This is a genomic window from Flavobacterium sp. GNP002, assembly GCF_054343795.1.
Genome location: NZ_JBTGUW010000001.1, coordinates 2,292,931 through 2,319,719 on the forward strand (window position 1 = coordinate 2,292,931; position 26,789 = coordinate 2,319,719).

The window sequence follows — 26,789 nt, forward strand, 5'->3', positions numbered from 1 at the left end:
TATAATTTAAGTTAAACTGTAAATACTTTTAATGTTTTATTGATCTCTTCGTTTACTATAGCAGCAAATTCTTCTATCGTAACGCTGATATTCCCTTTTCCTTCTTGTCCATGACGACGGATGGAAATAGTCCCATTTTTCTCTTCTTCCTCTCCTACAATCAACATAAACGGGGTTTTTTGCATTTCTGCATCCCTGATTTTCTTGCCGATTGTCTCGTTTCTGTTGTCAATGAGGGCGCGAATTTCGTGATTTTCTAGCAAATCTAAAACTTTTTTCGCATATATTTCATATTTCTCGCTCAAAGACAATATTATAGCCTGTTCAGGCATCAACCAAAGAGGGAAATTTCCTGCAGTATGCTCTAGTAAAATCGCAATAAATCTTTCCATTGAACCAAAAGGAGCTCTGTGAATCATTACGGGTCTATGCAATTCGTTATCAGATCCTTTGTATGTCAAATCAAAACGTTCGGGTAAGTTGTAATCTACCTGAATCGTTCCTAATTGCCATTGTCTTCCTAAGGCATCTTTTACCATGAAATCTAACTTTGGACCATAGAAAGCTGCTTCGCCGTATTCAACTACAGTATTCAATCCTTTATCTGCGGCAGCATTGATAATAGCATTTTCTGCTTTTTCCCAGTTTTCGTCTGTACCTATATACTTTTCTCTGTTTTCTTTGTCTCTCAATGAAATCTGAGCAGTAAAGTTTTCGAATCCTAAAGAACCAAACACATAAAGTACCAAGTCAATTACTTTCTTAAACTCTTCATCCAGTTGTTCTGGAGTACAAAAGATATGTGCATCATCTTGAGTAAAACCTCTTACACGAGTTAAACCATGTAGTTCACCACTTTGTTCGTATCTGTAAACAGTACCAAATTCAGCGTAACGCTTTGGTAAATCTTTATATGACCAAGGACGTACATTGTAAATTTCGCAGTGATGAGGACAGTTCATTGGTTTCAATAAAAACTCTTCTCCTTCAGCTGGTGTACTTATAGGTTGGAAACTATCGGCACCATATTTTGCATAATGCCCTGAAGTTACATACAATTCTTTTTGACCAATATGCGGAGTCACTACTTGCTCGTAACCACCTTTTTTCTGTGCTTTTTTCAAGAACTGCTCTAGTCTGTCTCTTAAGGCAGCCCCTTTAGGTAGCCATAATGGTAAACCTGCACCTACTTTTTGTGAAAAAGCAAACAGTTCCAGTTCTTTTCCTAGTTTTCTGTGGTCACGACGTTTCGCTTCTTCCAGTAGTTCTAGATATTCAGTTAAATCCTTTTGTTTTGGGAACGAAGTTCCGTAAACACGAGTCAATTGTTTGTTTTTTTCGTCACCACGCCAGTAAGCACCTGCAACGCTCATAATTTTCATCGCTTTGATAATTCCTGTATTGGGAATGTGGCCACCGCGACATAAATCAGTGAAAGTGTCATGATCACAAAACGTAATGGTTCCATCCTCAAGATTGGTAATCAATTCTGTTTTGTAAACGTTATCCTTATATAGTTCTAAAGCTTCGGCTTTAGAAACAGGTCGCAGTTTGAATTCGTGCTTCCCTCTTGATATTTCAAGAACACGATCTTCAATTTTTTTGAAATCAGCATCAGTAATTTTTTGATCTTCAAAGTCCACATCATAATAAAATCCGTTGGATATGGCTGGTCCAAGTGTTAGTTTGATACCAGGATACATTTCCTCAAGAACCTGTGCCATTACGTGTGAAGTCGAATGCCAAAAAGCTTTTTTTCCGCCTTCGTCATTCCAGGTATATAATATAAGACTGCCGTCCGTCGTCAAAGGAGTTGTAGTTTCCACAGTTGTACCATCAAAAGAAGCCGAAATAACATTTCTGGCAAATCCTTCACTAATGCTCTTGGCAACATCCATAGGAGTAATCCCAGGAGCAAACTCTTTAATTGACCCGTCGGGCAAAGTAATCTTAATCATCGTTTGTTATTTTAAGAATGCAAATATAGACCATTACAAAAATACATACAATATATATGTAAGGTTTGTTACTTCAATTAAGTTTAAAAACAAAATTGGCACTCATTATATATAGGTAAAGGGTAAAAGGTTTCATCAGGAGCTGTTTCCCGCTATTCGTTTTAATCTTTTCTCTCGTGAAAGAAACGAGAGAAAAGGATTTTCACTGCTATCGGGGCTAGGAGAGTAGTTGGATAATGCGCAATTCGTTTAAAATAGTAATAACTCCAGTCTTTATTAGGTATTCAATAGGTAGAGAAAGTTACGACAAGGTTACTTGTGTATATAGTCTACCGCTGTTTTAGGAGAAAAAGCCACTCTTTGCTTATTATAGGGTATTAGAGTTCAAAAAACTTTTACTTTCAAAATTCACGGTTTCAGTAAGTTAAAGCAAAAGTTAAGAAAAGGTCAAAAAAAGAGTTTAAAAAAGCTTGTAAAAGCGAATAAACGGTGTAGTTTTGCATCCGCAATGACGCAGACGTTCTTTTAAATACTGACAAGTAAAGTTAATCAAATTAGAAAATTTATTTTCAAAAAAAGATTAAAAAAGCTTGTGAGATTAGAAAACGGATGTTACCTTTGCACCCCGCAAAACGCGCAAAGTTCCTTGAAAGATTGATGAGAAAATAAGAATTAAACGGAGATAAAAATTTCCTAAAAAAACTTCAAAATTTTCTTGCCAGTTAAAAAGAAAGTTGTACTTTTGCACCCGCTTCGAGAAACACTATAACAAGTGTTAACGGAGCTGAAAAAAAGAGATAAGAACACGTTCCTAGACATATTGAATTGACAGCCGTTCCGATGAAAATCGGAACAAAAGAATAAGAGTAATAGAATCGAGAGATTTGAAAAAACCACTAGAATTTTGTCGAATAACAATAGCTTGAGCAATCAAGCAAATAATATACGATGAAGAGTTTGATCCTGGCTCAGGATGAACGCTAGCGGCAGGCTTAACACATGCAAGTCGAGGGGTATAGGTTTTCGGATCTAGAGACCGGCGCACGGGTGCGTAACGCGTATGCAATCTACCTTTCACAGAGGGATAGCCCAGAGAAATTTGGATTAATACCTCATAGTATTATATAGTGGCATCACTTTATAATTAAAGTCACAACGGTGAAAGATGAGCATGCGTCCCATTAGCTAGTTGGTAAGGTAACGGCTTACCAAGGCAACGATGGGTAGGGGTCCTGAGAGGGAGATCCCCCACACTGGTACTGAGACACGGACCAGACTCCTACGGGAGGCAGCAGTGAGGAATATTGGACAATGGGCGCAAGCCTGATCCAGCCATGCCGCGTGCAGGATGACGGTCCTATGGATTGTAAACTGCTTTTGCACAGGAAGAAACAACGCTACGTGTAGCGTCTTGACGGTACTGTGAGAATAAGGATCGGCTAACTCCGTGCCAGCAGCCGCGGTAATACGGAGGATCCAAGCGTTATCCGGAATCATTGGGTTTAAAGGGTCCGTAGGCGGTTTAGTAAGTCAGTGGTGAAAGCCCATCGCTCAACGGTGGAACGGCCATTGATACTGCTAAACTTGAATTATTAGGAAGTAACTAGAATATGTAGTGTAGCGGTGAAATGCTTAGAGATTACATGGAATACCAATTGCGAAGGCAGGTTACTACTAATGGATTGACGCTGATGGACGAAAGCGTGGGTAGCGAACAGGATTAGATACCCTGGTAGTCCACGCCGTAAACGATGGATACTAGCTGTTGGGAGCAATCTCAGTGGCTAAGCGAAAGTGATAAGTATCCCACCTGGGGAGTACGTTCGCAAGAATGAAACTCAAAGGAATTGACGGGGGCCCGCACAAGCGGTGGAGCATGTGGTTTAATTCGATGATACGCGAGGAACCTTACCAAGGCTTAAATGTAGATTGACCGGTTTGGAAACAGACTTTTCGCAAGACAATTTACAAGGTGCTGCATGGTTGTCGTCAGCTCGTGCCGTGAGGTGTCAGGTTAAGTCCTATAACGAGCGCAACCCCTGTTGTTAGTTGCCAGCGAGTCATGTCGGGAACTCTAACGAGACTGCCAGTGCAAACTGAGAGGAAGGTGGGGATGACGTCAAATCATCACGGCCCTTACGCCTTGGGCTACACACGTGCTACAATGGCCGGTACAGAGAGCAGCCACTGGGTGACCAGGAGCGAATCTACAAAACCGGTCACAGTTCGGATCGGAGTCTGCAACTCGACTCCGTGAAGCTGGAATCGCTAGTAATCGGATATCAGCCATGATCCGGTGAATACGTTCCCGGGCCTTGTACACACCGCCCGTCAAGCCATGGAAGCTGGGGGTGCCTGAAGTCGGTGACCGCAAGGAGCTGCCTAGGGTAAAACTGGTAACTAGGGCTAAGTCGTAACAAGGTAGCCGTACCGGAAGGTGCGGCTGGAACACCTCCTTTCTAGAGCCTTAGTGTTAGTATTAATACACGCTAGGGAAAGAAGACGAAAGTTCGAGTTGGAAACAAGTTTCAACATTATATTACTCTTGCTGTTAGTTCAAATAATACCATTTAAGAATAAGAGTGTCTCGTAGCTCAGCTGGTTAGAGTACTACACTGATAATGTAGGGGTCGACAGTTCGAGTCTGTCCGAGACAACTATTTTAGACTTAAAAAAAGAAGAAATTCTAGAGTTGAGGAGTTATGAAGTATAAATTCATAATTCATAATTCACAATTCATAATTAGATTGGGGGATTAGCTCAGCTGGCTAGAGCGCCTGCCTTGCACGCAGGAGGTCAACGGTTCGACTCCGTTATTCTCCACAAATCCGAAAGGATACAAGTTCATTGACATATTGAGATAAGAAAATAATAAAAAGTAGAAAGCATTTTTTGCTTGTTTATCATTAGACAAGTAAAAGAAACGGTCTTGTTTTAACTAACGAGATTGGTACAATAAGCAAAATAAGGGCGTATGGGGGATGCCTTGGCTCTCAGAGGCGATGAAAGGCGTGATAAGCTGCGAAAAGTTACGGGGATTGGCACACACGATATGATCCGTAAATACCTGAATGGGGCAACCCACTATGTTGAAGACATAGTACACCGATAGGTGGGCAAACCCGCTGAACTGAAACATCTAAGTAGGCGGAGGAGAAGAAAACAAAAGTGATTCCGTAAGTAGTGGCGAGCGAACGCGGATTAGCCCAAACCAATGTTGTTACGGCAATATTGGGGTTGTAGGACCACGACATTTGTTGCGGATAGAATTAGAATTTACTGGAAAGTAAAGCCAAAGAAGGTGATAGCCCTGTATAAGTAATAGAAGATAACGATAGTGGTATCCTGAGTAGGGCGGGACACGAGAAATCCTGTCTGAATTTGGCGGGACCATCCGCTAAGGCTAAATACTCCTGAGAGACCGATAGTGAACCAGTACCGTGAGGGAAAGGTGAAAAGAACCGTGAATAACGGAGTGAAATAGATCCTGAAACCATACGCTTACAAGCGGTCGGAGCCCTTTCGTGGGGTGACGGCGTGCCTTTTGCATAATGAGCCTACGAGTTAACGTTGCTGGCAAGGATAAGTGGTTAAGCCACGGATCCGTAGCGAAAGCGAGTCTGAATAGGGCGCTTTAGTCAGTAGTGTTAGACGCGAAACCGTGTGATCTACCCATGGGCAGGATGAAGCGCTGGTAACACAGTGTGGAGGTCCGAACCGGTTGACGTTGAAAAGTCTTCGGATGACCTGTGGGTAGGGGTGAAAGGCCAATCAAACTCGGAAATAGCTCGTACTCCCCGAAATGCATTTAGGTGCAGCGTTATGCGTAAAGTTATATAGAGGTAGAGCTACTGATTGGATGCGGGGGCTTCACCGCCTACCAATTCCTGACAAACTCCGAATGCTATATAATGTTTCATAACAGTGAGGGCTTGGGTGCTAAGGTCCAAGTCCGAGAGGGAAAGAACCCAGACCATCAGCTAAGGTCCCCAAATATATACTAAGTTGAAAGAACGAGGTTTGTCTGCCCAGACAGCTAGGATGTTGGCTTGGAAGCAGCCATTCATTTAAAGAGTGCGTAACAGCTCACTAGTCGAGCGGACGAGCATGGATAATAATCGGGCATAAGTATATTACCGAAGCTATGGATTTAGAGTTTACTCTAAGTGGTAGGGGAGCATTCTAACAGGGTAGAAGGTGTTTCGTAAGGGATGCTGGACTGGTTAGAAAAGAAAATGTAGGCATAAGTAACGATAATGCGGGCGAGAAACCCGCACACCGAAAGACTAAGGTTTCCACAGCTATGCTAATCAGCTGTGGGTTAGTCGGGACCTAAGGCGAACCCGAAAGGGACAGTCGATGGACAACGGGTTAATATTCCCGTACTAGTTATTACTGTGATGGGGTGACGGAGTGATGAAAGCGCCGCGAACTGACGGAATAGTTCGTTGAAGTACCTACCTATAAGCTGCGCAGGCAAATCCACGCGGCTTGGGGAAATACGATAGTACTCGGAGTCTTCGGACAAAGAGATAGTGCGCCTAAGGGCTTCCAAGAAAAACCTCTAAACTTCAGGTAATAAGTACCCGTACCGCAAACCGACACAGGTAGTCGAGGAGAGAATCCTAAGGTGCTCGAGAGATTCATGGCTAAGGAATTAGGCAAAATAGACCCGTAACTTCGGGAGAAGGGTCGCCAGCAGCAATGCTGGCCGCAGTGAAGAGGTCCAGGCGACTGTTTATCAAAAACACAGGGCTCTGCAAAATCGTAAGATGAAGTATAGGGCCTGACACCTGCCCGGTGCTGGAAGGTTAAGAGGAGATGTTATCTTCGGAGAAGCATTGAATTGAAGCCCCAGTAAACGGCGGCCGTAACTATAACGGTCCTAAGGTAGCGAAATTCCTTGTCGGGTAAGTTCCGACCTGCACGAATGGTGTAACGATCTGGACACTGTCTCAGCCATGAGCTCGGTGAAATTGTAGTAGCGGTGAAGATGCCGCTTACCCGCAGTGGGACGAAAAGACCCTGTGCACCTTTACTATAGCTTAGTATTGACCTTGGATAAATGATGTGTAGGATAGGTTGGAGACTGTGAAGTGGCGTCGCTAGGCGTTGTGGAGTCATTGTTGAAATACAACCCTTTGTTTATCTGAGGCCTAACCCCGTAATACGGGGGACATTGCTTGGTGGGTAGTTTGACTGGGGTGGTCGCCTCCAAAAGAGTAACGGAGGCTTCTAAAGGTTCCCTCAGTACGCTTGGTAACCGTGCGTAGAGTGCAATGGCATAAGGGAGCTTGACTGAGAGACATACAGGTCGATCAGGTACGAAAGTAGAGCATAGTGATCCGGTGGTTCCGCATGGAAGGGCCATCGCTCAAAGGATAAAAGGTACGCCGGGGATAACAGGCTGATCTCCCCCAAGAGCTCATATCGACGGGGGGGTTTGGCACCTCGATGTCGGCTCGTCACATCCTGGGGCTGGAGAAGGTCCCAAGGGTTGGGCTGTTCGCCCATTAAAGTGGCACGCGAGCTGGGTTCAGAACGTCGTGAGACAGTTCGGTCTCTATCTACTGTGGGCGCAAGAAATTTGAGTGGATCTGATTCTAGTACGAGAGGACCGAATTGGACAAACCTCTAGTGTATCTGTTGTCACGCCAGTGGCATCGCAGAGTAGCTACGTTTGGAAGGGATAAGCGCTGAAAGCATATAAGCGCGAAACCCACCACAAGATGAGATTTCTTTTAAGGGTCGTGGGAGATGACCACGTTGATAGGCTATAGATGTAAAGGCAGTAATGTCATAGTCGAGTAGTACTAATAACCCGTAAGCTTATGTACGCTTTTCCCCCGATGCAAGTCGGGGGGAGAAACTTTCTAATAAAAAAAACTTTTCTTTATCTCAGTATGTTAAGATATTATGTGATTGATGTTTATTATACAATAAACAACATTACAATAATTGCCCAAAGCAATTATAACCTCTTAAGGTGGTTATTGCGGCGGGGCTCACCTCTTCCCATCCCGAACAGAGTAGTTAAGCCCGCCTGCGCAGATGGTACTGCAGTTATGTGGGAGAGTATGTCGTCGCCTTTCTTTGAAAAACCCTATTCCTATCGGAATGGGGTTTTTTGTTTTACAGTGGAACCAGCGTTTGGCTAATGCCTAGATGGGGCTACTTTCTTTAAACTTAGCTCGTTCTGGATTCTATTATAATCCTCATCATGTATTTAATGGATCAATCCGAAAATCTGTGGAGAGACAAAATTAAGCATAAATATTAGTTAGCGTAAAAAGGAAGAATTCTATATTTCTTACTCCTCTGAATTGTGCTCTAAAAGCTTTTATTTTAGCATTGAATGATTCAGCGGAAGTATTAGTACTTCTGTTTTCAAAATAATTCAATATGGTTTGGTAATGATTGATTATTGTTCTTGATATTATATTGAATGACTTGAATCCAGAGTGATTTACTTTTTCGTGCCATTTGGCTAGTTTGGCAAAACCTATTATTTAATCGGTTGTTTTCTCAAAGATGTTTCGTAAGTCTTGGGTTAGATTGTATGCTTTTTGAATATCTGGATACAATTCAAACAATAAATTGGCACGTTCTATTTGGTTTTGTGACCATTTTGATTTGTTTTTGTACAAGAAATAGCGACTTCTGGCTAGTAATTGTTTCAGAGTATCTCTATTAGTCAAGACTTTGGGTTCGAAACTTTTCTTGTTTTTCTTGGATTTTTCTATAGCCTCATTTTCCTGGTCTATGGCTTGCCAAAGGTATTTGATTCTGATTTCTTGTAAAGTTTCTGTGGCTAGTTTTTGAACGCGAAAACGATCTGTAACACGAGTTGCATTTTGGAAACATTTCTTGGCAATGTGTCCCATATATCCTGGCATATCTAAGGTGAGTTCCCTGACTAGGTTTCGTTGTTTAAGAGGGATTTTTTCAATGACTACAATTACCGTTGTGGCTTTGGCTCCTGTAACCATAGCTATTATAGTTCCTTTTCTACCTTTTCCTGCTTTGTTTGTTAAAATTGTGTAGAGTTCACCATTGGATCAAGAGGTTTCATCTATTGATAAACGTTTTCCAATGTTTTTGGGAAAAAGCAGCCATTTTTTTGCGTGTTTTATTTGATCCCAAATTTTAAAATCGCTTAAAAACCCCTTGTATTGATATTGTAAATTTTTACTGCGAACACCATAGAACGTAGCGATAGCATTGCAATCATTTGGCTTGGAATCTATTGATTTCTTTTAAAAAAGACGCAAACTCTTGTGTTACCCGAGTTCCCTCTGCCACTAAATTCCAATCCCTGAAAACTACTTTTCCATTGTCTTCATTGAGCCATCTTCTGAGAGTGATATGAAGATATACTTGGTGTCCGCGAATGGGTAAATCCTGTACGGTTATTTTATCGAAGAATCCTTTTGAACTTAATTTACATTGCCGTTATTCATTAGGAATCGAGTTAATCTCTCTTAAATAAAGATGCAGTATTTCTTCTCCTTTTTCATATGAGGTCAGTTCAAAATAGTCTACAATAATTTCTGGCAACAATAACTTAATAGGTTCTCCAAATGAATCTTACATTTAGATATATTTCTAAAATACAAATATAGAAATTTAATATTTCCCCACAGCTTTTAGACTTGATGCCTAATGCCTAGATTGGTCAACTTTCTTTAAGCTGACTTGATCTGAAAAGATAGAGGAACAATTCGAAAACCTGTGGAGTGATAGAATAAAGGATTAATATTAGTTGGTCTAAAAAGGAAGAATTATACGTTTCTAACAGCCTTCAATTACAATTTAGAAGCTAGTGTTGTAGAATTAAAAGATTACTCATTTCTATTATTATTATTATTATTATTATTATTATTATTATTATTATTATTATTATTATTGGATCAAGTATGAAACTTGGTGATTAGACAATGAGAAAGATGCAATACTTTGTATTCTATAAGCTGTAAAATGTAATTAAATTTAGGAAACTATATAAAATAGTAAGAAAATTTGTTTTTGTTTTGTAAAAAAAAAAAGATACGGTTAGTGTCTTACTTTGGTTGAATTTATTCTCTACCAAATAAAAGAGGAATCTAAATGAAATGCCGCTACTCAATTATGACAAGGAATACCTGTGTGTGTTTTTATAGCAAAGAATTGAAGGCTTGTTTTTAAATTGTATGACCAGGATCAAATTTTTCCTAGACGAACCAAAAAAGAACGAATATTTTAGGAGTTTTATGCGGTTCTTCCGTGAACTTAAACGGAATGGGTGTTGTCTAAAATTGGTCAATCGATCCAATTTTTTTATTATCAAAAGGAATACTTTTAGGATATGTGCCATCTGAGCATTGAACTTTTGCGACAATGAAGCGCAGTTTAGTTATTGATTTGAGTCAGTTGCCTAAAATTTTTAGGATTATTTCCCCTTAAGAATCCACTGCTGGCAGTTTTCTATTATTTGATTGCAAATGAATTGGTTTTAAAGGACCTTTGTAGGATTTTGTCTTTTATAAAGGGTTTACGCGGCGATATCGGTGATAAAACGGAATTCTAATTTCGGAAGTGGCTACCCTGAAAGGCAGATAATGTTTGGGCGTAATGGGTATATTCTACTATATCGACAGGGAAAAGTCAGTACTTGGAAAAAACTTCGTTCTTCAAAATTCACGGTTTCAACGAGTTAAAGTTTAAGTTAAGAAAACATCAAAAAAAAGTGATTAAAAAGCTTGAATAACTCAATAAACGGTGTAGTTTTGCACCCGCAATGACGCAGACGTTCTTTTAAATGCTGGCAAGTAAAAGTAATCAAATTAGAAAATTTATTTTCAAAAAAAGATTAAAAAAGCTTGTGAGATTAGAAAACGGATGTTACCTTTGCACCCGCAAAACGCGCAAAGTTCCTTGAAAGATTGATGAGAAAATAAGAATTAAACGGAGATAAAAATTTCCTAAAAAAACTTCAAAATTTTCTTGCCAGTTAAAAAGAAAGTTGTACTTTTGCACCCGCTTCGAGAAACACTATAACAAGTGTTAACGGAGCTGAAAAAAAGAGATAAGAACACGTTCCTAGACATATTGAATTGACAGCCGTTCCGATGAAAATCGGAACAAAAGAATAAGAGTAATAGAATCGAGAGATTTGAAAAAACCACTAGAATTTTGTCGAATAACAATAGCTTGAGCAATCAAGCAAATAATATACGATGAAGAGTTTGATCCTGGCTCAGGATGAACGCTAGCGGCAGGCTTAACACATGCAAGTCGAGGGGTATAGGTTTTCGGATCTAGAGACCGGCGCACGGGTGCGTAACGCGTATGCAATCTACCTTTCACAGAGGGATAGCCCAGAGAAATTTGGATTAATACCTCATAGTATTATATAGTGGCATCACTTTATAATTAAAGTCACAACGGTGAAAGATGAGCATGCGTCCCATTAGCTAGTTGGTAAGGTAACGGCTTACCAAGGCAACGATGGGTAGGGGTCCTGAGAGGGAGATCCCCCACACTGGTACTGAGACACGGACCAGACTCCTACGGGAGGCAGCAGTGAGGAATATTGGACAATGGGCGCAAGCCTGATCCAGCCATGCCGCGTGCAGGATGACGGTCCTATGGATTGTAAACTGCTTTTGCACAGGAAGAAACAACGCTACGTGTAGCGTCTTGACGGTACTGTGAGAATAAGGATCGGCTAACTCCGTGCCAGCAGCCGCGGTAATACGGAGGATCCAAGCGTTATCCGGAATCATTGGGTTTAAAGGGTCCGTAGGCGGTTTAGTAAGTCAGTGGTGAAAGCCCATCGCTCAACGGTGGAACGGCCATTGATACTGCTAAACTTGAATTATTAGGAAGTAACTAGAATATGTAGTGTAGCGGTGAAATGCTTAGAGATTACATGGAATACCAATTGCGAAGGCAGGTTACTACTAATGGATTGACGCTGATGGACGAAAGCGTGGGTAGCGAACAGGATTAGATACCCTGGTAGTCCACGCCGTAAACGATGGATACTAGCTGTTGGGAGCAATCTCAGTGGCTAAGCGAAAGTGATAAGTATCCCACCTGGGGAGTACGTTCGCAAGAATGAAACTCAAAGGAATTGACGGGGGCCCGCACAAGCGGTGGAGCATGTGGTTTAATTCGATGATACGCGAGGAACCTTACCAAGGCTTAAATGTAGATTGACCGGTTTGGAAACAGACTTTTCGCAAGACAATTTACAAGGTGCTGCATGGTTGTCGTCAGCTCGTGCCGTGAGGTGTCAGGTTAAGTCCTATAACGAGCGCAACCCCTGTTGTTAGTTGCCAGCGAGTCATGTCGGGAACTCTAACGAGACTGCCAGTGCAAACTGAGAGGAAGGTGGGGATGACGTCAAATCATCACGGCCCTTACGCCTTGGGCTACACACGTGCTACAATGGCCGGTACAGAGAGCAGCCACTGGGTGACCAGGAGCGAATCTACAAAACCGGTCACAGTTCGGATCGGAGTCTGCAACTCGACTCCGTGAAGCTGGAATCGCTAGTAATCGGATATCAGCCATGATCCGGTGAATACGTTCCCGGGCCTTGTACACACCGCCCGTCAAGCCATGGAAGCTGGGGGTGCCTGAAGTCGGTGACCGCAAGGAGCTGCCTAGGGTAAAACTGGTAACTAGGGCTAAGTCGTAACAAGGTAGCCGTACCGGAAGGTGCGGCTGGAACACCTCCTTTCTAGAGCCTTAGTGTTAGTATTAATACACGCTAGGGAAAGAAGACGAAAGTTCGAGTTGGAAACAAGTTTCAACATTATATTACTCTTGCTGTTAGTTCAAATAATACCATTTAAGAATAAGAGTGTCTCGTAGCTCAGCTGGTTAGAGTACTACACTGATAATGTAGGGGTCGACAGTTCGAGTCTGTCCGAGACAACTATTTTAGACTTAAAAAAAGAAGAAATTCTAGAGTTGAGGAGTTATGAAGTATAAATTCATAATTCATAATTCACAATTCATAATTAGATTGGGGGATTAGCTCAGCTGGCTAGAGCGCCTGCCTTGCACGCAGGAGGTCAACGGTTCGACTCCGTTATTCTCCACAAATCCGAAAGGATACAAGTTCATTGACATATTGAGATAAGAAAATAATAAAAAGTAGAAAGCATTTTTTGCTTGTTTATCATTAGACAAGTAAAAGAAACGGTCTTGTTTTAACTAACGAGATTGGTACAATAAGCAAAATAAGGGCGTATGGGGGATGCCTTGGCTCTCAGAGGCGATGAAAGGCGTGATAAGCTGCGAAAAGTTACGGGGATTGGCACACACGATATGATCCGTAAATACCTGAATGGGGCAACCCACTATGTTGAAGACATAGTACACCGATAGGTGGGCAAACCCGCTGAACTGAAACATCTAAGTAGGCGGAGGAGAAGAAAACAAAAGTGATTCCGTAAGTAGTGGCGAGCGAACGCGGATTAGCCCAAACCAATGTTGTTACGGCAATATTGGGGTTGTAGGACCACGACATTTGTTGCGGATAGAATTAGAATTTACTGGAAAGTAAAGCCAAAGAAGGTGATAGCCCTGTATAAGTAATAGAAGATAACGATAGTGGTATCCTGAGTAGGGCGGGACACGAGAAATCCTGTCTGAATTTGGCGGGACCATCCGCTAAGGCTAAATACTCCTGAGAGACCGATAGTGAACCAGTACCGTGAGGGAAAGGTGAAAAGAACCGTGAATAACGGAGTGAAATAGATCCTGAAACCATACGCTTACAAGCGGTCGGAGCCCTTTCGTGGGGTGACGGCGTGCCTTTTGCATAATGAGCCTACGAGTTAACGTTGCTGGCAAGGATAAGTGGTTAAGCCACGGATCCGTAGCGAAAGCGAGTCTGAATAGGGCGCTTTAGTCAGTAGTGTTAGACGCGAAACCGTGTGATCTACCCATGGGCAGGATGAAGCGCTGGTAACACAGTGTGGAGGTCCGAACCGGTTGACGTTGAAAAGTCTTCGGATGACCTGTGGGTAGGGGTGAAAGGCCAATCAAACTCGGAAATAGCTCGTACTCCCCGAAATGCATTTAGGTGCAGCGTTATGCGTAAAGTTATATAGAGGTAGAGCTACTGATTGGATGCGGGGGCTTCACCGCCTACCAATTCCTGACAAACTCCGAATGCTATATAATGTTTCATAACAGTGAGGGCTTGGGTGCTAAGGTCCAAGTCCGAGAGGGAAAGAACCCAGACCATCAGCTAAGGTCCCCAAATATATACTAAGTTGAAAGAACGAGGTTTGTCTGCCCAGACAGCTAGGATGTTGGCTTGGAAGCAGCCATTCATTTAAAGAGTGCGTAACAGCTCACTAGTCGAGCGGACGAGCATGGATAATAATCGGGCATAAGTATATTACCGAAGCTATGGATTTAGAGTTTACTCTAAGTGGTAGGGGAGCATTCTAACAGGGTAGAAGGTGTTTCGTAAGGGATGCTGGACTGGTTAGAAAAGAAAATGTAGGCATAAGTAACGATAATGCGGGCGAGAAACCCGCACACCGAAAGACTAAGGTTTCCACAGCTATGCTAATCAGCTGTGGGTTAGTCGGGACCTAAGGCGAACCCGAAAGGGACAGTCGATGGACAACGGGTTAATATTCCCGTACTAGTTATTACTGTGATGGGGTGACGGAGTGATGAAAGCGCCGCGAACTGACGGAATAGTTCGTTGAAGTACCTACCTATAAGCTGCGCAGGCAAATCCACGCGGCTTGGGGAAATACGATAGTACTCGGAGTCTTCGGACAAAGAGATAGTGCGCCTAAGGGCTTCCAAGAAAAACCTCTAAACTTCAGGTAATAAGTACCCGTACCGCAAACCGACACAGGTAGTCGAGGAGAGAATCCTAAGGTGCTCGAGAGATTCATGGCTAAGGAATTAGGCAAAATAGACCCGTAACTTCGGGAGAAGGGTCGCCAGCAGCAATGCTGGCCGCAGTGAAGAGGTCCAGGCGACTGTTTATCAAAAACACAGGGCTCTGCAAAATCGTAAGATGAAGTATAGGGCCTGACACCTGCCCGGTGCTGGAAGGTTAAGAGGAGATGTTATCTTCGGAGAAGCATTGAATTGAAGCCCCAGTAAACGGCGGCCGTAACTATAACGGTCCTAAGGTAGCGAAATTCCTTGTCGGGTAAGTTCCGACCTGCACGAATGGTGTAACGATCTGGACACTGTCTCAGCCATGAGCTCGGTGAAATTGTAGTAGCGGTGAAGATGCCGCTTACCCGCAGTGGGACGAAAAGACCCTGTGCACCTTTACTATAGCTTAGTATTGACCTTGGATAAATGATGTGTAGGATAGGTTGGAGACTGTGAAGTGGCGTCGCTAGGCGTTGTGGAGTCATTGTTGAAATACAACCCTTTGTTTATCTGAGGCCTAACCCCGTAATACGGGGGACATTGCTTGGTGGGTAGTTTGACTGGGGTGGTCGCCTCCAAAAGAGTAACGGAGGCTTCTAAAGGTTCCCTCAGTACGCTTGGTAACCGTGCGTAGAGTGCAATGGCATAAGGGAGCTTGACTGAGAGACATACAGGTCGATCAGGTACGAAAGTAGAGCATAGTGATCCGGTGGTTCCGCATGGAAGGGCCATCGCTCAAAGGATAAAAGGTACGCCGGGGATAACAGGCTGATCTCCCCCAAGAGCTCATATCGACGGGGGGGTTTGGCACCTCGATGTCGGCTCGTCACATCCTGGGGCTGGAGAAGGTCCCAAGGGTTGGGCTGTTCGCCCATTAAAGTGGCACGCGAGCTGGGTTCAGAACGTCGTGAGACAGTTCGGTCTCTATCTACTGTGGGCGCAAGAAATTTGAGTGGATCTGATTCTAGTACGAGAGGACCGAATTGGACAAACCTCTAGTGTATCTGTTGTCACGCCAGTGGCATCGCAGAGTAGCTACGTTTGGAAGGGATAAGCGCTGAAAGCATATAAGCGCGAAACCCACCACAAGATGAGATTTCTTTTAAGGGTCGTGGGAGATGACCACGTTGATAGGCTATAGATGTAAAGGCAGTAATGTCATAGTCGAGTAGTACTAATAACCCGTAAGCTTATGTACGCTTTTCCCCCGATGCAAGTCGGGGGGAGAAACTTTCTAATAAAAAAAACTTTTCTTTATCTCAGTATGTTAAGATATTATGTGATTGATGTTTATTATACAATAAACAACATTACAATAATTGCCCAAAGCAATTATAACCTCTTAAGGTGGTTATTGCGGCGGGGCTCACCTCTTCCCATCCCGAACAGAGTAGTTAAGCCCGCCTGCGCAGATGGTACTGCAGTTATGTGGGAGAGTATGTCGTCGCCTTTCTTTTGAAAAACCCTATTCCTATCGGAATGGGGTTTTTTGTTTTACAGTGGAACCAGCGTTTGGCTAATGCCTAGATGGGGCGACTTTCTTTAAACTTAGCTCGTTCTAGATTCTATTATAATCCTCATCATGTTTGATGAGGATTTTTTGCGTTTAATATGGTTTGTGGTAAATTATTTGGTACTTATTAATATATTACTTTTTTATTCGTACTTGCATGGCATAATCATAAGGATCGAGTTGGGTAAATGATATTTTTTTAGGCTTCACAAATTTAAAATATTGATATATTTTTTCTTTAGTAAATCTTTGTGACCAAAATCTTTCTTTAGTAGCTGTAAAGCTATCTTTAGCATCAGTTATTACAGTCATTCCCATTTTTTTATACGAGAGCTCTTGTTTTTTTCTCGTATTCTCATTGTCAATATAGCATGCTCCAATTAAAATTTCGCCATTAGTAATCAGCATTTCATAGGCAAAGGTAAAAATGGTATCAAATTTTTCATTTTTTGATAAATTGATTTTTTCTGACAATAAATTATAATTTTCAAATGGGAAGTTTTCAGGATAGAAATTGCCAGCAGTAAACCAAGTTGTAATAATTAAATCATACTGTTTTTGTAATTGATTTAATTTTACAGCATCTAAAAAATATATGGTTACTTTATCTTCAATATTTAATTCTTTAGCTGTTTTACGTGATAAATTAACACATGTTTCTGCATTATCAGTACCGTCATAGAATTTAATCATATTCCATATTTCGGGAATTGCACTTAAATGTTTTAGTATTCGAGCATTACCAATTCCTATGTCTAAGATGGTTATAGGAACTCCTTTTTTTAAGTATATTTCTGCAATTACTTTCTTTAGTTCTATAAATTCTGCCCATTGTGCCTGTATTAATTCTTCTGATAAATAATTTTCATCGAATGATTTTTGAGCAGTATTAGTGTTGTCATACATTTCCATAATTACTTTATTTAGAAACCCATTCAAATTTAGTCTTTCATTTGCATTAGCGAGTAAAATATATGCTTGTAAATTTTAATTAACTTTTCCGTATAATTTTTAATGAAGTTAAGAATAGATTAATTTATTATCCTTAAGTGTTTGTTCGGAGTTTGATTAAAGTTTAAGTTGTATTTTTGTTTTAATTATAAAAGTATAATATGAAAAGAATTATTTTGTTTTTGGCATTTGTTATGTCTTTAAACTCACAAGCTCAACAACGACCTAAGTTAGTTGTAGGTATAGTAGTAGACCAAATGAAAATGGAATATCTATATCGTTTCTCAGATGATTTTTCCTCGAATGGCTTTAAAAGATTGATTAATAATGGATATACTTTTCACAATATGCATTACAATTATGTACCTACTTATACTGCTCCGGGTCACGCCAGTATCTATACTGGGGCTACTCCGTCAACGCATGGGATAGTTGGAAATGATTGGTTCAACAAGTCGACAGGAAGAGATATGTATTGTACGGATGATGCATCTGTTAAAGTACTAGGTGACGGTACAGAAAAGGAGGGAGCAATGTCTCCAAAAAACTTACTAAGTACTACCATTACTGATGAGCTTCGTATGGCAACAAATTTTAAAGGTAAAGTAATTGGGATGAGTATCAAAGATCGTGGAGCAATTTTGCCTGCGGGTCATTTTGCTAATTGGGCATTTTGGTACAGCAAAACTGGAGCTTTTATCTCAAGTACTTTTTATGGTTCAACATTACCGAATTGGGTAACGGAATTCAACCAAGAAAAACGATATATGAATTATATTAATAAAGGTTGGGATTTATTGAAACCAATAGCCACTTATAATGAAAGTCTTCCTGACGATAATCCTTATGAAGGCAAATTAGATAAAGCTAACGCACCAGTTTTTCCTTATGATTTAAGTAAAATGTATAAAGAAAAAGGAGCTGATGTTTTGAGAACTACACCTTTTGGGAATGATATTTTGGCTGAATTAGCTATGAAAGCTATTGAAAAAGAAGATTTAGGGAAAGATGAAATCACTGATTTTCTAACTGTTAGTTTTTCTTCTACTGATTATGTTGGGCACACTTTTGGTCCACGTTCTATGGAGTTACAGGATACTTATTTGCGTTTAGATCAAACGATAGCTCAGTTTTTAAACTATTTAGATAAGACTGTTGGAAAGGATAATTATTTACTTTTTTTGACTGCTGATCATGCTGGAGCTGAGAACCCTAATTATTTAAAAGATAACAAATATAGTGTGAAAAACATTCCTTCGAAAGACATTGTAGATGCATTAAAAAAACATTCAAATGAAACCTTTGGTTCAGATTTAATATTGGATTATTCTAACTTCAATCTTTTTTTTAATAAAGAAATTATTAAGCAAAAAGGTTTAGAATTGGCGAAAGTAAAACAAAGTTTCAAAGATTTTTTGATGACGCAAGAACAAGTGAAAAGAGTGTATACTGAAGAAGAAATTTTAGCTTCGTCAGGAGATGATTATTTTTTGAGTTTTATTTCCAAGGGTTATGATCCTAAACAAAATGGCGATATTGTTATACTTGATAAAACTGGTTATATGCAATATCAAGCTACAGGAACTACACATGGTTCACCTAATAGTTATGATACACACGTACCTTTACTTTTTTATGGATGGCAAGTTCCAAAAGGAGAATTGCATACTAAAAAGTACATAACTCAAATTGCACCTACACTTTCACAAATGTTGAAGATTCCATTTCCTAATGGAACTGAATCTGAAGTTTTAGACACGCTGCTTGAAAAGAAATAATAGTATTGCTTATTATTAAAAAATCCCATTTGCATTAGCAAATGGGATTTTTTTATTTTAGACTGATGTTACTGCAGCTGGTAACGGAATTTGATTTTTAAGTAAATCCTCAAAGGTTTCATGTGCTCTGATTAAATGCCCTTCACCGTTCATCCATAATACTTCAGCTGGCTTGTATCTGGAGTTGTAGTTTGAAGCCATAGAGAAACAATAAGCTCCTGCATTTCTAAAAGATAAAATATCGCCTTCTTTTATTTCTGCAATTTTTCTGTTATTTGCAAAAGTATCTGTCTCACAAATATAGCCTACCACGGAGTAGAAACGCTCTTTCCCTTTCGGATGAGATATATTTTCGATATGATGTTGTGATCCGTAAAACATTGGTCTAATCAAATGATTAAAACCACTGTCTATACCTGCGAAAACTGTTGAAGTAGTTTGTTTTACGACATTAACTTTTGCTAAGAAATATCCGGCTTCACTTACTAGGAACTTTCCAGGTTCAAATATCAAGGTTAATTCTTTTCCATATTCGGTACAAAAGGCATTGAATCTTTTGGATAATTTTTTACCTAATTCTTCAATGTCAGTTTCGATGTCGTCTTTTTTATAAGGCACTTTAAATCCACTTCCGAAGTCTAGGAATTCAAGGTTTTTGAAGTTTCTGGCGGCATCAAATAATATTTCAGCAGCATATAAAAATACTTCAATATCTAAAATATCAGAACCTGTGTGCATGTGGATGCCTACAATGTTCATTTTTGTATTTTCAACAATACGAACTAAATGAGGTAATTGGTGTACCGAAATACCAAATTTACTATCGATATGACCAACAGATATATTTGCATTTCCACCAGCCATTACGTGTGGATTTATTCGGATGCATACAGGAACATTTGGGTATTTTGTACCAAATTGCTCTAATATAGATAAATTATCAATATTTATTTGAACTCCCATCGCTGCAACTTCTTCAATTTCTTCAAGAGAAACACCATTCGGAGTATAAAATATTTTTTCTGGGTCGTAGCCAGCATGAAGTCCCAATAATACTTCTTGAATGGAAACAGTATCTAATCCTGAGCCCATTTCTTTCAATAACTGAAGTATAGCAACATTCGACAAAGCCTTCATTGCATAATTGATACGCAACTTTTCTACCTTTGAAAAAGCTTTAGTTAATCTATTGTATTGAGATTGTATTTTTTCGGCATCATAAACGTATAATGGACTGCCAAATTGTTCTGCTAATTGTACTAAGTCTTTCGATTGCATGATTATTAATTTTGAGCAAATTTATTACTCTTTATTTAGTCCCACAAGCTAATAAATGATTTCTAACAAATTCTAACAAAAAGTTATAAATTAAACATTTGTTTGGGATTTTAGAAAAAAAATAACCCTTGACAATTTTTTCTATCTAGGGTTATAAAATGTTATCTAGAACTACAAATTGGGTAAATCCCCATTTCCTTTGGTTGGTAAATTGGTATAACCCATTAAGTATTTATCGATTTCTCGGGCAGCTTCACGACCTTCAGATATTGCCCAAACAATTAATGATTGTCCTCTTCGCATGTCGCCCGCAGTAAATATATGAGGAACATTTGTTTGATAATTGGTTGCTTTATAATTACTTCTCATATCAATTTCTAACCCTAATTGATCACTTAGTGTTTTCTCTGGTCCTGTAAATCCAAGTGCCAATAAAGCTAGATCACAAGGCCATATTTTTTCTGAACCTTCTTTTTCTATCAATTCAGGTCTTTGTCCAGGTGTCATTTTCCAAGCCACTTCAACGGTTTTTAAACCTACAAGTTCTCCTTTTTCATTTGAAATGAATTCTTTGGTATTGATTAACCAGTTTCTATTACAACCTTCTTCATGTGAAGAGGAAGTTTTTAATTGCAATGGCCAAAATGGCCAAGGCGTAGTTTCACTTCTTCCAACTGGAGGTTTTGGTAAAATTTCAAAATTTGTAACTGATTTGGCTCCATGTCTGTTTGAAGTTCCCACGCAATCAGAACCAGTATCTCCACCACCAATAACAATCACATCTTTACCAGTGGCCATTATTTGGTCAGGAACAACCTCACCATATAAAGATTTCGTTTGTTGTGTCAAGAAAGTCATTGCCTGAACAACTCCTTTACTCTCTATTCCTTTAGTAGGCAAACTTCTTCTTTCGGTTGCGCCACCACATAATACGATAGAATCAAAAGTGTTCAATTCTTCAACACTATAGTTTACGCCAACATTTACATCCGTTTTAAAAGTAATTCCTTCAGCTTTTAAAACAGCAACACGTCTGTCGATAATCCCTTTTTCTAATTTGAAATTTGGAATTCCGTAACGTAATAATCCACCAATGGCATTGTCTCTTTCAAAAACAGTAACGGTATGTCCTGCGCGATTTAATTGTTGTGCAGCCGCTAAACCAGCAGGGCCAGAACCTATTACAGCGACTGTTTTTCCTGTTCTAACTTCTGGTGGTTGTGGTTTGATCCAACCTTCAGCAAAACCTCTTTCTATAATATTTTTTTCAATATTTTCGATAGCTACTGGCTCGCTAATAATTCCTAAAACACATGATTTTTCACAAGGAGCAGGGCATAAACGGCCTGTAAATTCTGGAAAGTTATTGGTTGATTGTAATATTTTCAAGGCACTTTCCCATTCCTCCTGATGTACCATATCATTAAAATCTGGAATCAAATTTCCTAATGGGCAGGCGCTGTGGCAAAATGGAATCCCACAATCCATACATCTGGATCCTTGTTCTTTGATTTTATCTTTGGTTAGCGGAATTGTAAATTCATTATAATTCGATACTCTATCTGGAACAGCAACATTACTTTCGTCGGTTCTAGTATATTCTTTAAATCCTCCTATCTTTCCCATGACTATAGTGCTATTAGTTCTTCAATTTTTTTTTCTTCGGCTAATCTCTGCAATGCTTTTTTGTAATCAGTAGGCATTACTTTGATAAAATGGTTACGTTGGTTTTCCCAATTTTCTAAAATCCTTTTTGCCAAAGGACTATTGGTATACATGGAATGATTTTTTATCAAACGTCTCAGTTTAGTAAAGTCATCATCTTCCAATGTTTCAAAAGCTACCATTTCCATATTACATAATGTAGCGTCGAATTTTTTATTTGGATCAAAAACATAAGCAATACCACCGCTCATTCCTGCCGCAAAATTTCTTCCTGTTTTACCTAAAACTACGACGGTTCCTCCAGTCATATATTCGCATCCATGATCTCCAATTCCTTCTACAACTGCTGTTGCTCCAGAATTTCTCACACAAAAACGTTCTCCGGCCATACCATTTATATACGCTTCACCTGTGATTGCTCCATAAAGTGCAACGTTACCAATAATGATATTTTCTTCTGGTTTGAAAGTGGCAGTAGGAGGGACTTTTATAATTAATTTACCTCCGGAAAGTCCTTTTCCTAAATAATCATTACAGTTTCCATGAATTTTAAAAGATAGACCATTTGTTGCAAAAGCACCAAAACTTTGTCCTGCAGAACCTGTAAAATCAACTAATATGGTATCCTCAGGTAAACCTTGAGCACCATATATTTTTGAAATTTCATTACTCAATATAGCTCCAACGGAACGGTCTGTATTTTTGATGTCAAAAGTAACTCTTGTTTTTTCTTTTCTATAAATAGAAGGAATAGCCGCTTTTATAATTTCAAAATCAAGTACATGTTCTAAAGCATGGTCTTGTGTAGTTGTATTATGGTTAGGAACTTCTTTAGCTTTTTCAGGTTTATATAGAATGGTAGACAAATCTAATCCACTTGCTTTATAATGCTTGATGGCTTTATTGACATTCAATTTTTGAGATTGTCCCACCATTTCTTTTAATGTTCTAAATCCAAGTTGTGCCATGATTTCTCTTAACTCCTCAGCAATAAAATACATGAAGTTTATGATGTGTTCCGGCGTTCCTTTGAAGTTTTTTCTCAATTCTGGATCTTGTGTTGCAATACCTACTGGACATGTATTCAAGTGACATGCTCTCATCATGATACAACCAGATGCTACTAAAGGAGCGGTTGCAAAACCAAATTCCTCAGCTCCGAGTAATGCAGCAATTGCGACATCACGTCCTGTTTTCAATTGTCCGTCACATTCTAAAACTACGCGACTTCTTAAATCATTTAAGATTAATGTTTGTTGCGCTTCGGCAAGTCCAAGTTCCCATGGAATACCGGTATGTTGCAGTGAAGTTAAAGGCGCAGCTCCAGTTCCTCCGTCATATCCAGAAATTAAAATCACGTCGGCTTTTGCTTTAGCAACACCGGCAGCAATTGTTCCAACACCCACTTCAGAAACTAATTTTACATTAATTCTAGCTTCACGATTGGCATTTTTTAAATCAAAAATTAACTGTGATAAATCCTCAATAGAATAAATGTCGTGGTGTGGTGGAGGTGAAATTAATCCAACATAAGGTGTTGAATTTCTAACTTCAGCAATCCAAGGCACTACTTTTTCACCGGGTAATTGACCACCTTCTCCAGGTTTTGCACCTTGAGCCATTTTTATTTGTATCTCTTTGGCGTTTGTCAAATAGTTGATAGAAACCCCAAATCTTCCTGAAGCAACTTGCTTGATAGCACTATTTCTAGAATCTCCATTTAAGTCTTTTTGGAAACGTTTTGGATCTTCTCCACCTTCTCCAGAATTACTTTTCCCTCCAATCCTATTCATGGCAATCGCTAGATTTTCATGCGCTTCTTGGCTGATAGATCCATAAGACATGGCACCAGTTTTGAATTTTTTTACAATCTCGGTCCAAGGTTCCACTTCGTCAATTGAAATAGGATCTAAATTATTGAATTCAAATAAACCTCTGATAGTCATTAAGTTTTCACTTTGATCATTGACCATTTTAGAGTATTCTTTATAACTCTCTGGGCTGTTTAAACGTACTGCTTGTTGTAATTTAGAAATGGTCGTTGGATTAAACATGTGTTTTTCTCCAGATCTTCTCCATCTGTAAATCCCTCCAATTTCTAAAGGCAATAAATTACTGACTTTTGAATTCGGAAATGCTTTTTGGTATCGTTTTTTGATTTCTTTTTCGACTTCCATCAGACCAATTCCTTCAATTCTGGAAGGAGTGTATGGAAAATATTTAGAAGTGAATGTTTTATTTAATCCTAAAATTTCAAAAATCTGTGCCGCTCTGTACGAATGTAAAGTAGAGATACCAATTTTATTCATGATTTTCAGAATACCTTTTGCGATAGCTTTATTATAATTTTTAATTGCATAATCAGCTTTTATACCAGTGATAAAACCTTGGTTAACTTGGTTATGAATAATTTCATTCACCATGTAAGGGTTAATTGCACTGGCACCATAACCAAATAATAGGGCAAAATGATGTGGTTCTCGAGGTTCTGCAGATTCTATTATAATTCCAAATTTAGAACGAACTTTTAGAATATTAAGTGAATGATGAATGTAAGAACAGGCCAATAACATAGGTATTGGAGCCATTTTTTCACTTACTCCTCTGTCCGAAAGAATCACAATGTTACACCCTTCAGAAACTGCTTTGAAAGTCGCTTGAACTGCTTTTTCTAATGCACGTTCTAATCCATTAACTCCTTTTTTGATATCGTATAATGTAGAAATAGTGACTGATTTGAAATCAGCATGATCAATATTTCTTATTTTATCTAAATCCTCGTTTGAAATTACTGGATTTTGAATTTTTAGTTTTTTGCAATGCTTAGGCTCAATATCAAAAATATTAAAATCTCCACCAATCGCTAAACTGATATCAGTAATGATTTCCTCACGAATACCATCCAATGGTGGATTAGTAACCTGAGCAAATAATTGCTTGAAATAGTTGTATAAAAGCTGTGGCTGATCTGATAAAACGGCAAGCGGCGTATCGTTACCCATAGAACTTAATGCTTCTGCACCTTCAGCTCCCATTGGGTTTATGATTGTTTTTAAATCCTCTATAGTGTATCCAAACAAACGTTGTCTCGTTTCGAAATCAATATTTTCTGTAGGGATTGGATTGTCAGTATATGGTATTTGAGCCAATTGTACTAAATTTTCATCCAACCATTGTTTGTAAGGACGTTTGGTGACAATCGCATTTTTGATCTCATCATCTTCAATGATACGTCCTTCGTTCATGTCAACCAAAAACATTTTTCCTGGTTCTAAGCGACCGTGTTGAATCACATCTTCTGGTTTGATGTCCAGAACACCAATCTCTGATGACATAATTACGAAGCCACTTTTAGTCAAAGTATAACGAGATGGACGTAAACCATTTCTATCCAATAAAGCGCCAATAACGTTACCATCCGTAAAAGGAATAGAAGCTGGTCCATCCCAAGGTTCCATAATACAAGCATTGTATTCGTAAAAGGCTTTTTTATCGGCTGACATCGTTTGGTGTTTTTCCCAAGCTTCAGGAACGACCATCATCATAGCTTCCGGTAAAGAACGACCTGTCATCAATAACAGTTCAATTACCATATCCATTGAAGCAGAATCTGATTTTCCTTCTAAAATAATTGGGAATAATTTTTTGATATCATCACCAAAAACATCACTTTTCATCAATTCTTCACGAGCACGCATACGGCTAATATTACCACGAAGTGTATTGATTTCACCGTTGTGACACATATAACGGAAAGGTTGTGCTAATTCCCAAGATGGAAATGTATTGGTAGAAAAACGTTGGTGAACCAAAGCTAATCGGGTTACCAAGTCATCGTCTAACAAATCAGTATAGTATCTGCTAATGTCTTCTGGCATCAACAAACCTTTGTATATAATAGTTGTAGTGGAGAAACTCGAAAAATAGAACCTGTGACTTTCTGAAATTCGTGAATTTCTTATAGTGTGTTCTGCAATTTTTCTTGCCGCAAACATTTTGGCGTTAAATTGCTGTTCTGTAAGGTCTAATCCATTTTTACCAACAAATACTTGTTTTACGGTAGGTTCCTTTTCAGCAGCGATTTGCCCCAAATTAGTAACATCTACAGGAACATCTCTCCATCCTAGAATTTCTAAATTTTGATCGTGTACTGATGCTTCAAAAGTTGTTTTACAAAAAGCTACTTGGTTAGGGCTTTTTGGCATAAAAACCATCCCTACAGCATATTGTCTAGCTTCTGGAATTTCAAAATCACATACTTTCTTAAAAAAATCATGAGGGATATCAAATAATATTCCAGCTCCATCTCCTGTTCTGCCATCTGAACTCACAGCACCACGGTGTTCTAATTTGATTAGTATATCCAATGCTTTGTGTATAATATCATTTGATTTAATTCCATTCAAATTACAAATGAATCCTGCTCCGCAATTGTCGTGTTCAAATTCGGGCAAATAAAGGCCTTGTTCTTTAACTTTCATGCTTAATATTTTTTTTACAAAATTAAAGATTTAGTAACATATAATGGGCTTAAAAGTTAAAAACGCCTTGTTTTTACAGTTCTAATAGAAAAAGGTTAAATAAATCACAATAATAAGATTTAAGTATATCTGATTTGATTTTTCGACAAAAACAAAATGAAATTTGAGCCTAAAAGCCACGAATTTTGAGAGAAATATTTTACTGATGGTTTTTGTTGAATATTTATAACAAATTAGTAATTAATATTTATATTTTTTA

Annotated in this window: 7 protein-coding genes, 4 tRNA genes, 6 rRNA genes and 1 pseudogene; 11 read left to right on the forward strand and 7 right to left on the reverse strand. The window is 39.2% G+C overall.

From position 1 onward, the window contains the following. Positions 1 to 11 precede the first annotated feature (11 nt). On the reverse strand, positions 12 to 1,958 hold the full coding sequence (gene thrS, locus ACXX80_RS10115) for a threonine--tRNA ligase (RefSeq protein ID WP_458553090.1): 1,947 nt from the start codon (positions 1,956 to 1,958) through the stop codon (positions 12 to 14). Positions 1,959 to 2,903: 945 nt separating this feature from the next. Between thrS and ACXX80_RS10120 the strand changes: the two genes are divergently transcribed. The 5 genes from ACXX80_RS10120 to rrf (ACXX80_RS10140) all read left to right on the forward strand — a co-directional run bounded on the left by ACXX80_RS10120 (position 2,904) and on the right by rrf (ACXX80_RS10140) (position 8,050). After that, positions 2,904 to 4,417: ribosomal RNA gene (locus ACXX80_RS10120) — 16S ribosomal RNA — on the forward strand. Between the two features lie 124 nt (positions 4,418 to 4,541). Continuing rightward, positions 4,542 to 4,615 (forward strand) — tRNA-Ile (locus tag ACXX80_RS10125). Positions 4,616 to 4,707: 92 nt separating this feature from the next. Then, positions 4,708 to 4,781, forward strand: a tRNA-Ala gene (locus ACXX80_RS10130). A gap of 130 nt (positions 4,782 to 4,911) precedes the next feature. Next, a 23S ribosomal RNA gene (locus tag ACXX80_RS10135) occupies positions 4,912 to 7,795 on the forward strand. A gap of 145 nt (positions 7,796 to 7,940) precedes the next feature. Next, positions 7,941 to 8,050 (forward strand): 5S ribosomal RNA (gene rrf, locus ACXX80_RS10140). The 16S, 23S and 5S rRNA genes sit together here with 2 tRNA genes alongside, the layout of an rRNA operon. Before the next feature lie 171 nt (positions 8,051 to 8,221). On the opposite strand, the pseudogene ACXX80_RS10145 reads toward rrf (ACXX80_RS10140), so the two are convergent. Both ACXX80_RS10145 and ACXX80_RS10150 read right to left on the reverse strand, forming a co-directional pair. Continuing rightward, positions 8,222 to 8,995, reverse strand: a pseudogene (locus tag ACXX80_RS10145) (ISAon1 family transposase). Positions 8,996 to 9,185: 190 nt separating this feature from the next. Next, on the reverse strand, positions 9,186 to 9,371 hold the full coding sequence (locus ACXX80_RS10150; protein ID WP_458554091.1) for an ISAon1 family transposase N-terminal region protein: 186 nt from the start codon (positions 9,369 to 9,371) through the stop codon (positions 9,186 to 9,188). A 1,799-nt stretch (positions 9,372 to 11,170) separates the two neighbouring features. Here ACXX80_RS10150 and ACXX80_RS10155 point away from each other — a divergent pair. From ACXX80_RS10155 to rrf (ACXX80_RS10175), 5 genes are all read left to right on the forward strand, one after another. Next, positions 11,171 to 12,684: ribosomal RNA gene (locus ACXX80_RS10155) — 16S ribosomal RNA — on the forward strand. 124 nt (positions 12,685 to 12,808) lie between these two features. Next, a tRNA-Ile gene (locus ACXX80_RS10160) sits at positions 12,809 to 12,882 on the forward strand. Between the two features lie 92 nt (positions 12,883 to 12,974). Then, positions 12,975 to 13,048: transfer RNA gene (locus ACXX80_RS10165), tRNA-Ala, on the forward strand. A gap of 130 nt (positions 13,049 to 13,178) precedes the next feature. Then, positions 13,179 to 16,062: ribosomal RNA gene (locus tag ACXX80_RS10170) — 23S ribosomal RNA — on the forward strand. Between the two features lie 145 nt (positions 16,063 to 16,207). Beyond that, positions 16,208 to 16,317: ribosomal RNA gene (rrf, locus tag ACXX80_RS10175) — 5S ribosomal RNA — on the forward strand. A gap of 195 nt (positions 16,318 to 16,512) precedes the next feature. On the opposite strand, the gene ACXX80_RS10180 is transcribed toward rrf (ACXX80_RS10175), so the two are convergent. Continuing rightward, a complete protein-coding gene (locus ACXX80_RS10180) occupies positions 16,513 to 17,289 on the reverse strand; it encodes a class I SAM-dependent methyltransferase (RefSeq protein WP_458553091.1) in 777 nt (258 codons plus the stop codon). Positions 17,290 to 17,489: 200 nt separating this feature from the next. Here ACXX80_RS10180 and pafA point away from each other — a divergent pair, with 200 nt between their 5' ends. Further along, on the forward strand, positions 17,490 to 19,106 hold the full coding sequence (gene pafA, locus ACXX80_RS10185; RefSeq protein WP_458553092.1) for an alkaline phosphatase PafA: 1,617 nt from the start codon (positions 17,490 to 17,492) through the stop codon (positions 19,104 to 19,106). Positions 19,107 to 19,163: 57 nt separating this feature from the next. Here pafA and lysA read toward each other — a convergent pair whose 3' ends face one another. The 3 genes from lysA to gltB all read right to left on the reverse strand — a co-directional run bounded on the left by lysA (position 19,164) and on the right by gltB (position 26,530). After that, positions 19,164 to 20,384, reverse strand: a complete 1,221-nt coding sequence (lysA, locus tag ACXX80_RS10190; protein WP_458553093.1) for a diaminopimelate decarboxylase — start codon at positions 20,382 to 20,384, stop codon at positions 19,164 to 19,166. A gap of 171 nt (positions 20,385 to 20,555) precedes the next feature. After that, positions 20,556 to 22,010: a glutamate synthase subunit beta gene (locus ACXX80_RS10195; RefSeq protein ID WP_458553094.1), complete on the reverse strand. Its 1,455-nt coding sequence runs from the start codon at positions 22,008 to 22,010 to the stop codon at positions 20,556 to 20,558. A 2-nt stretch (positions 22,011 to 22,012) separates the two neighbouring features. Continuing rightward, a complete protein-coding gene (gltB, locus tag ACXX80_RS10200; protein WP_458553095.1) occupies positions 22,013 to 26,530 on the reverse strand; it encodes a glutamate synthase large subunit in 4,518 nt (1,505 codons plus the stop codon). Positions 26,531 to 26,789: the final 259 nt, after the last annotated feature.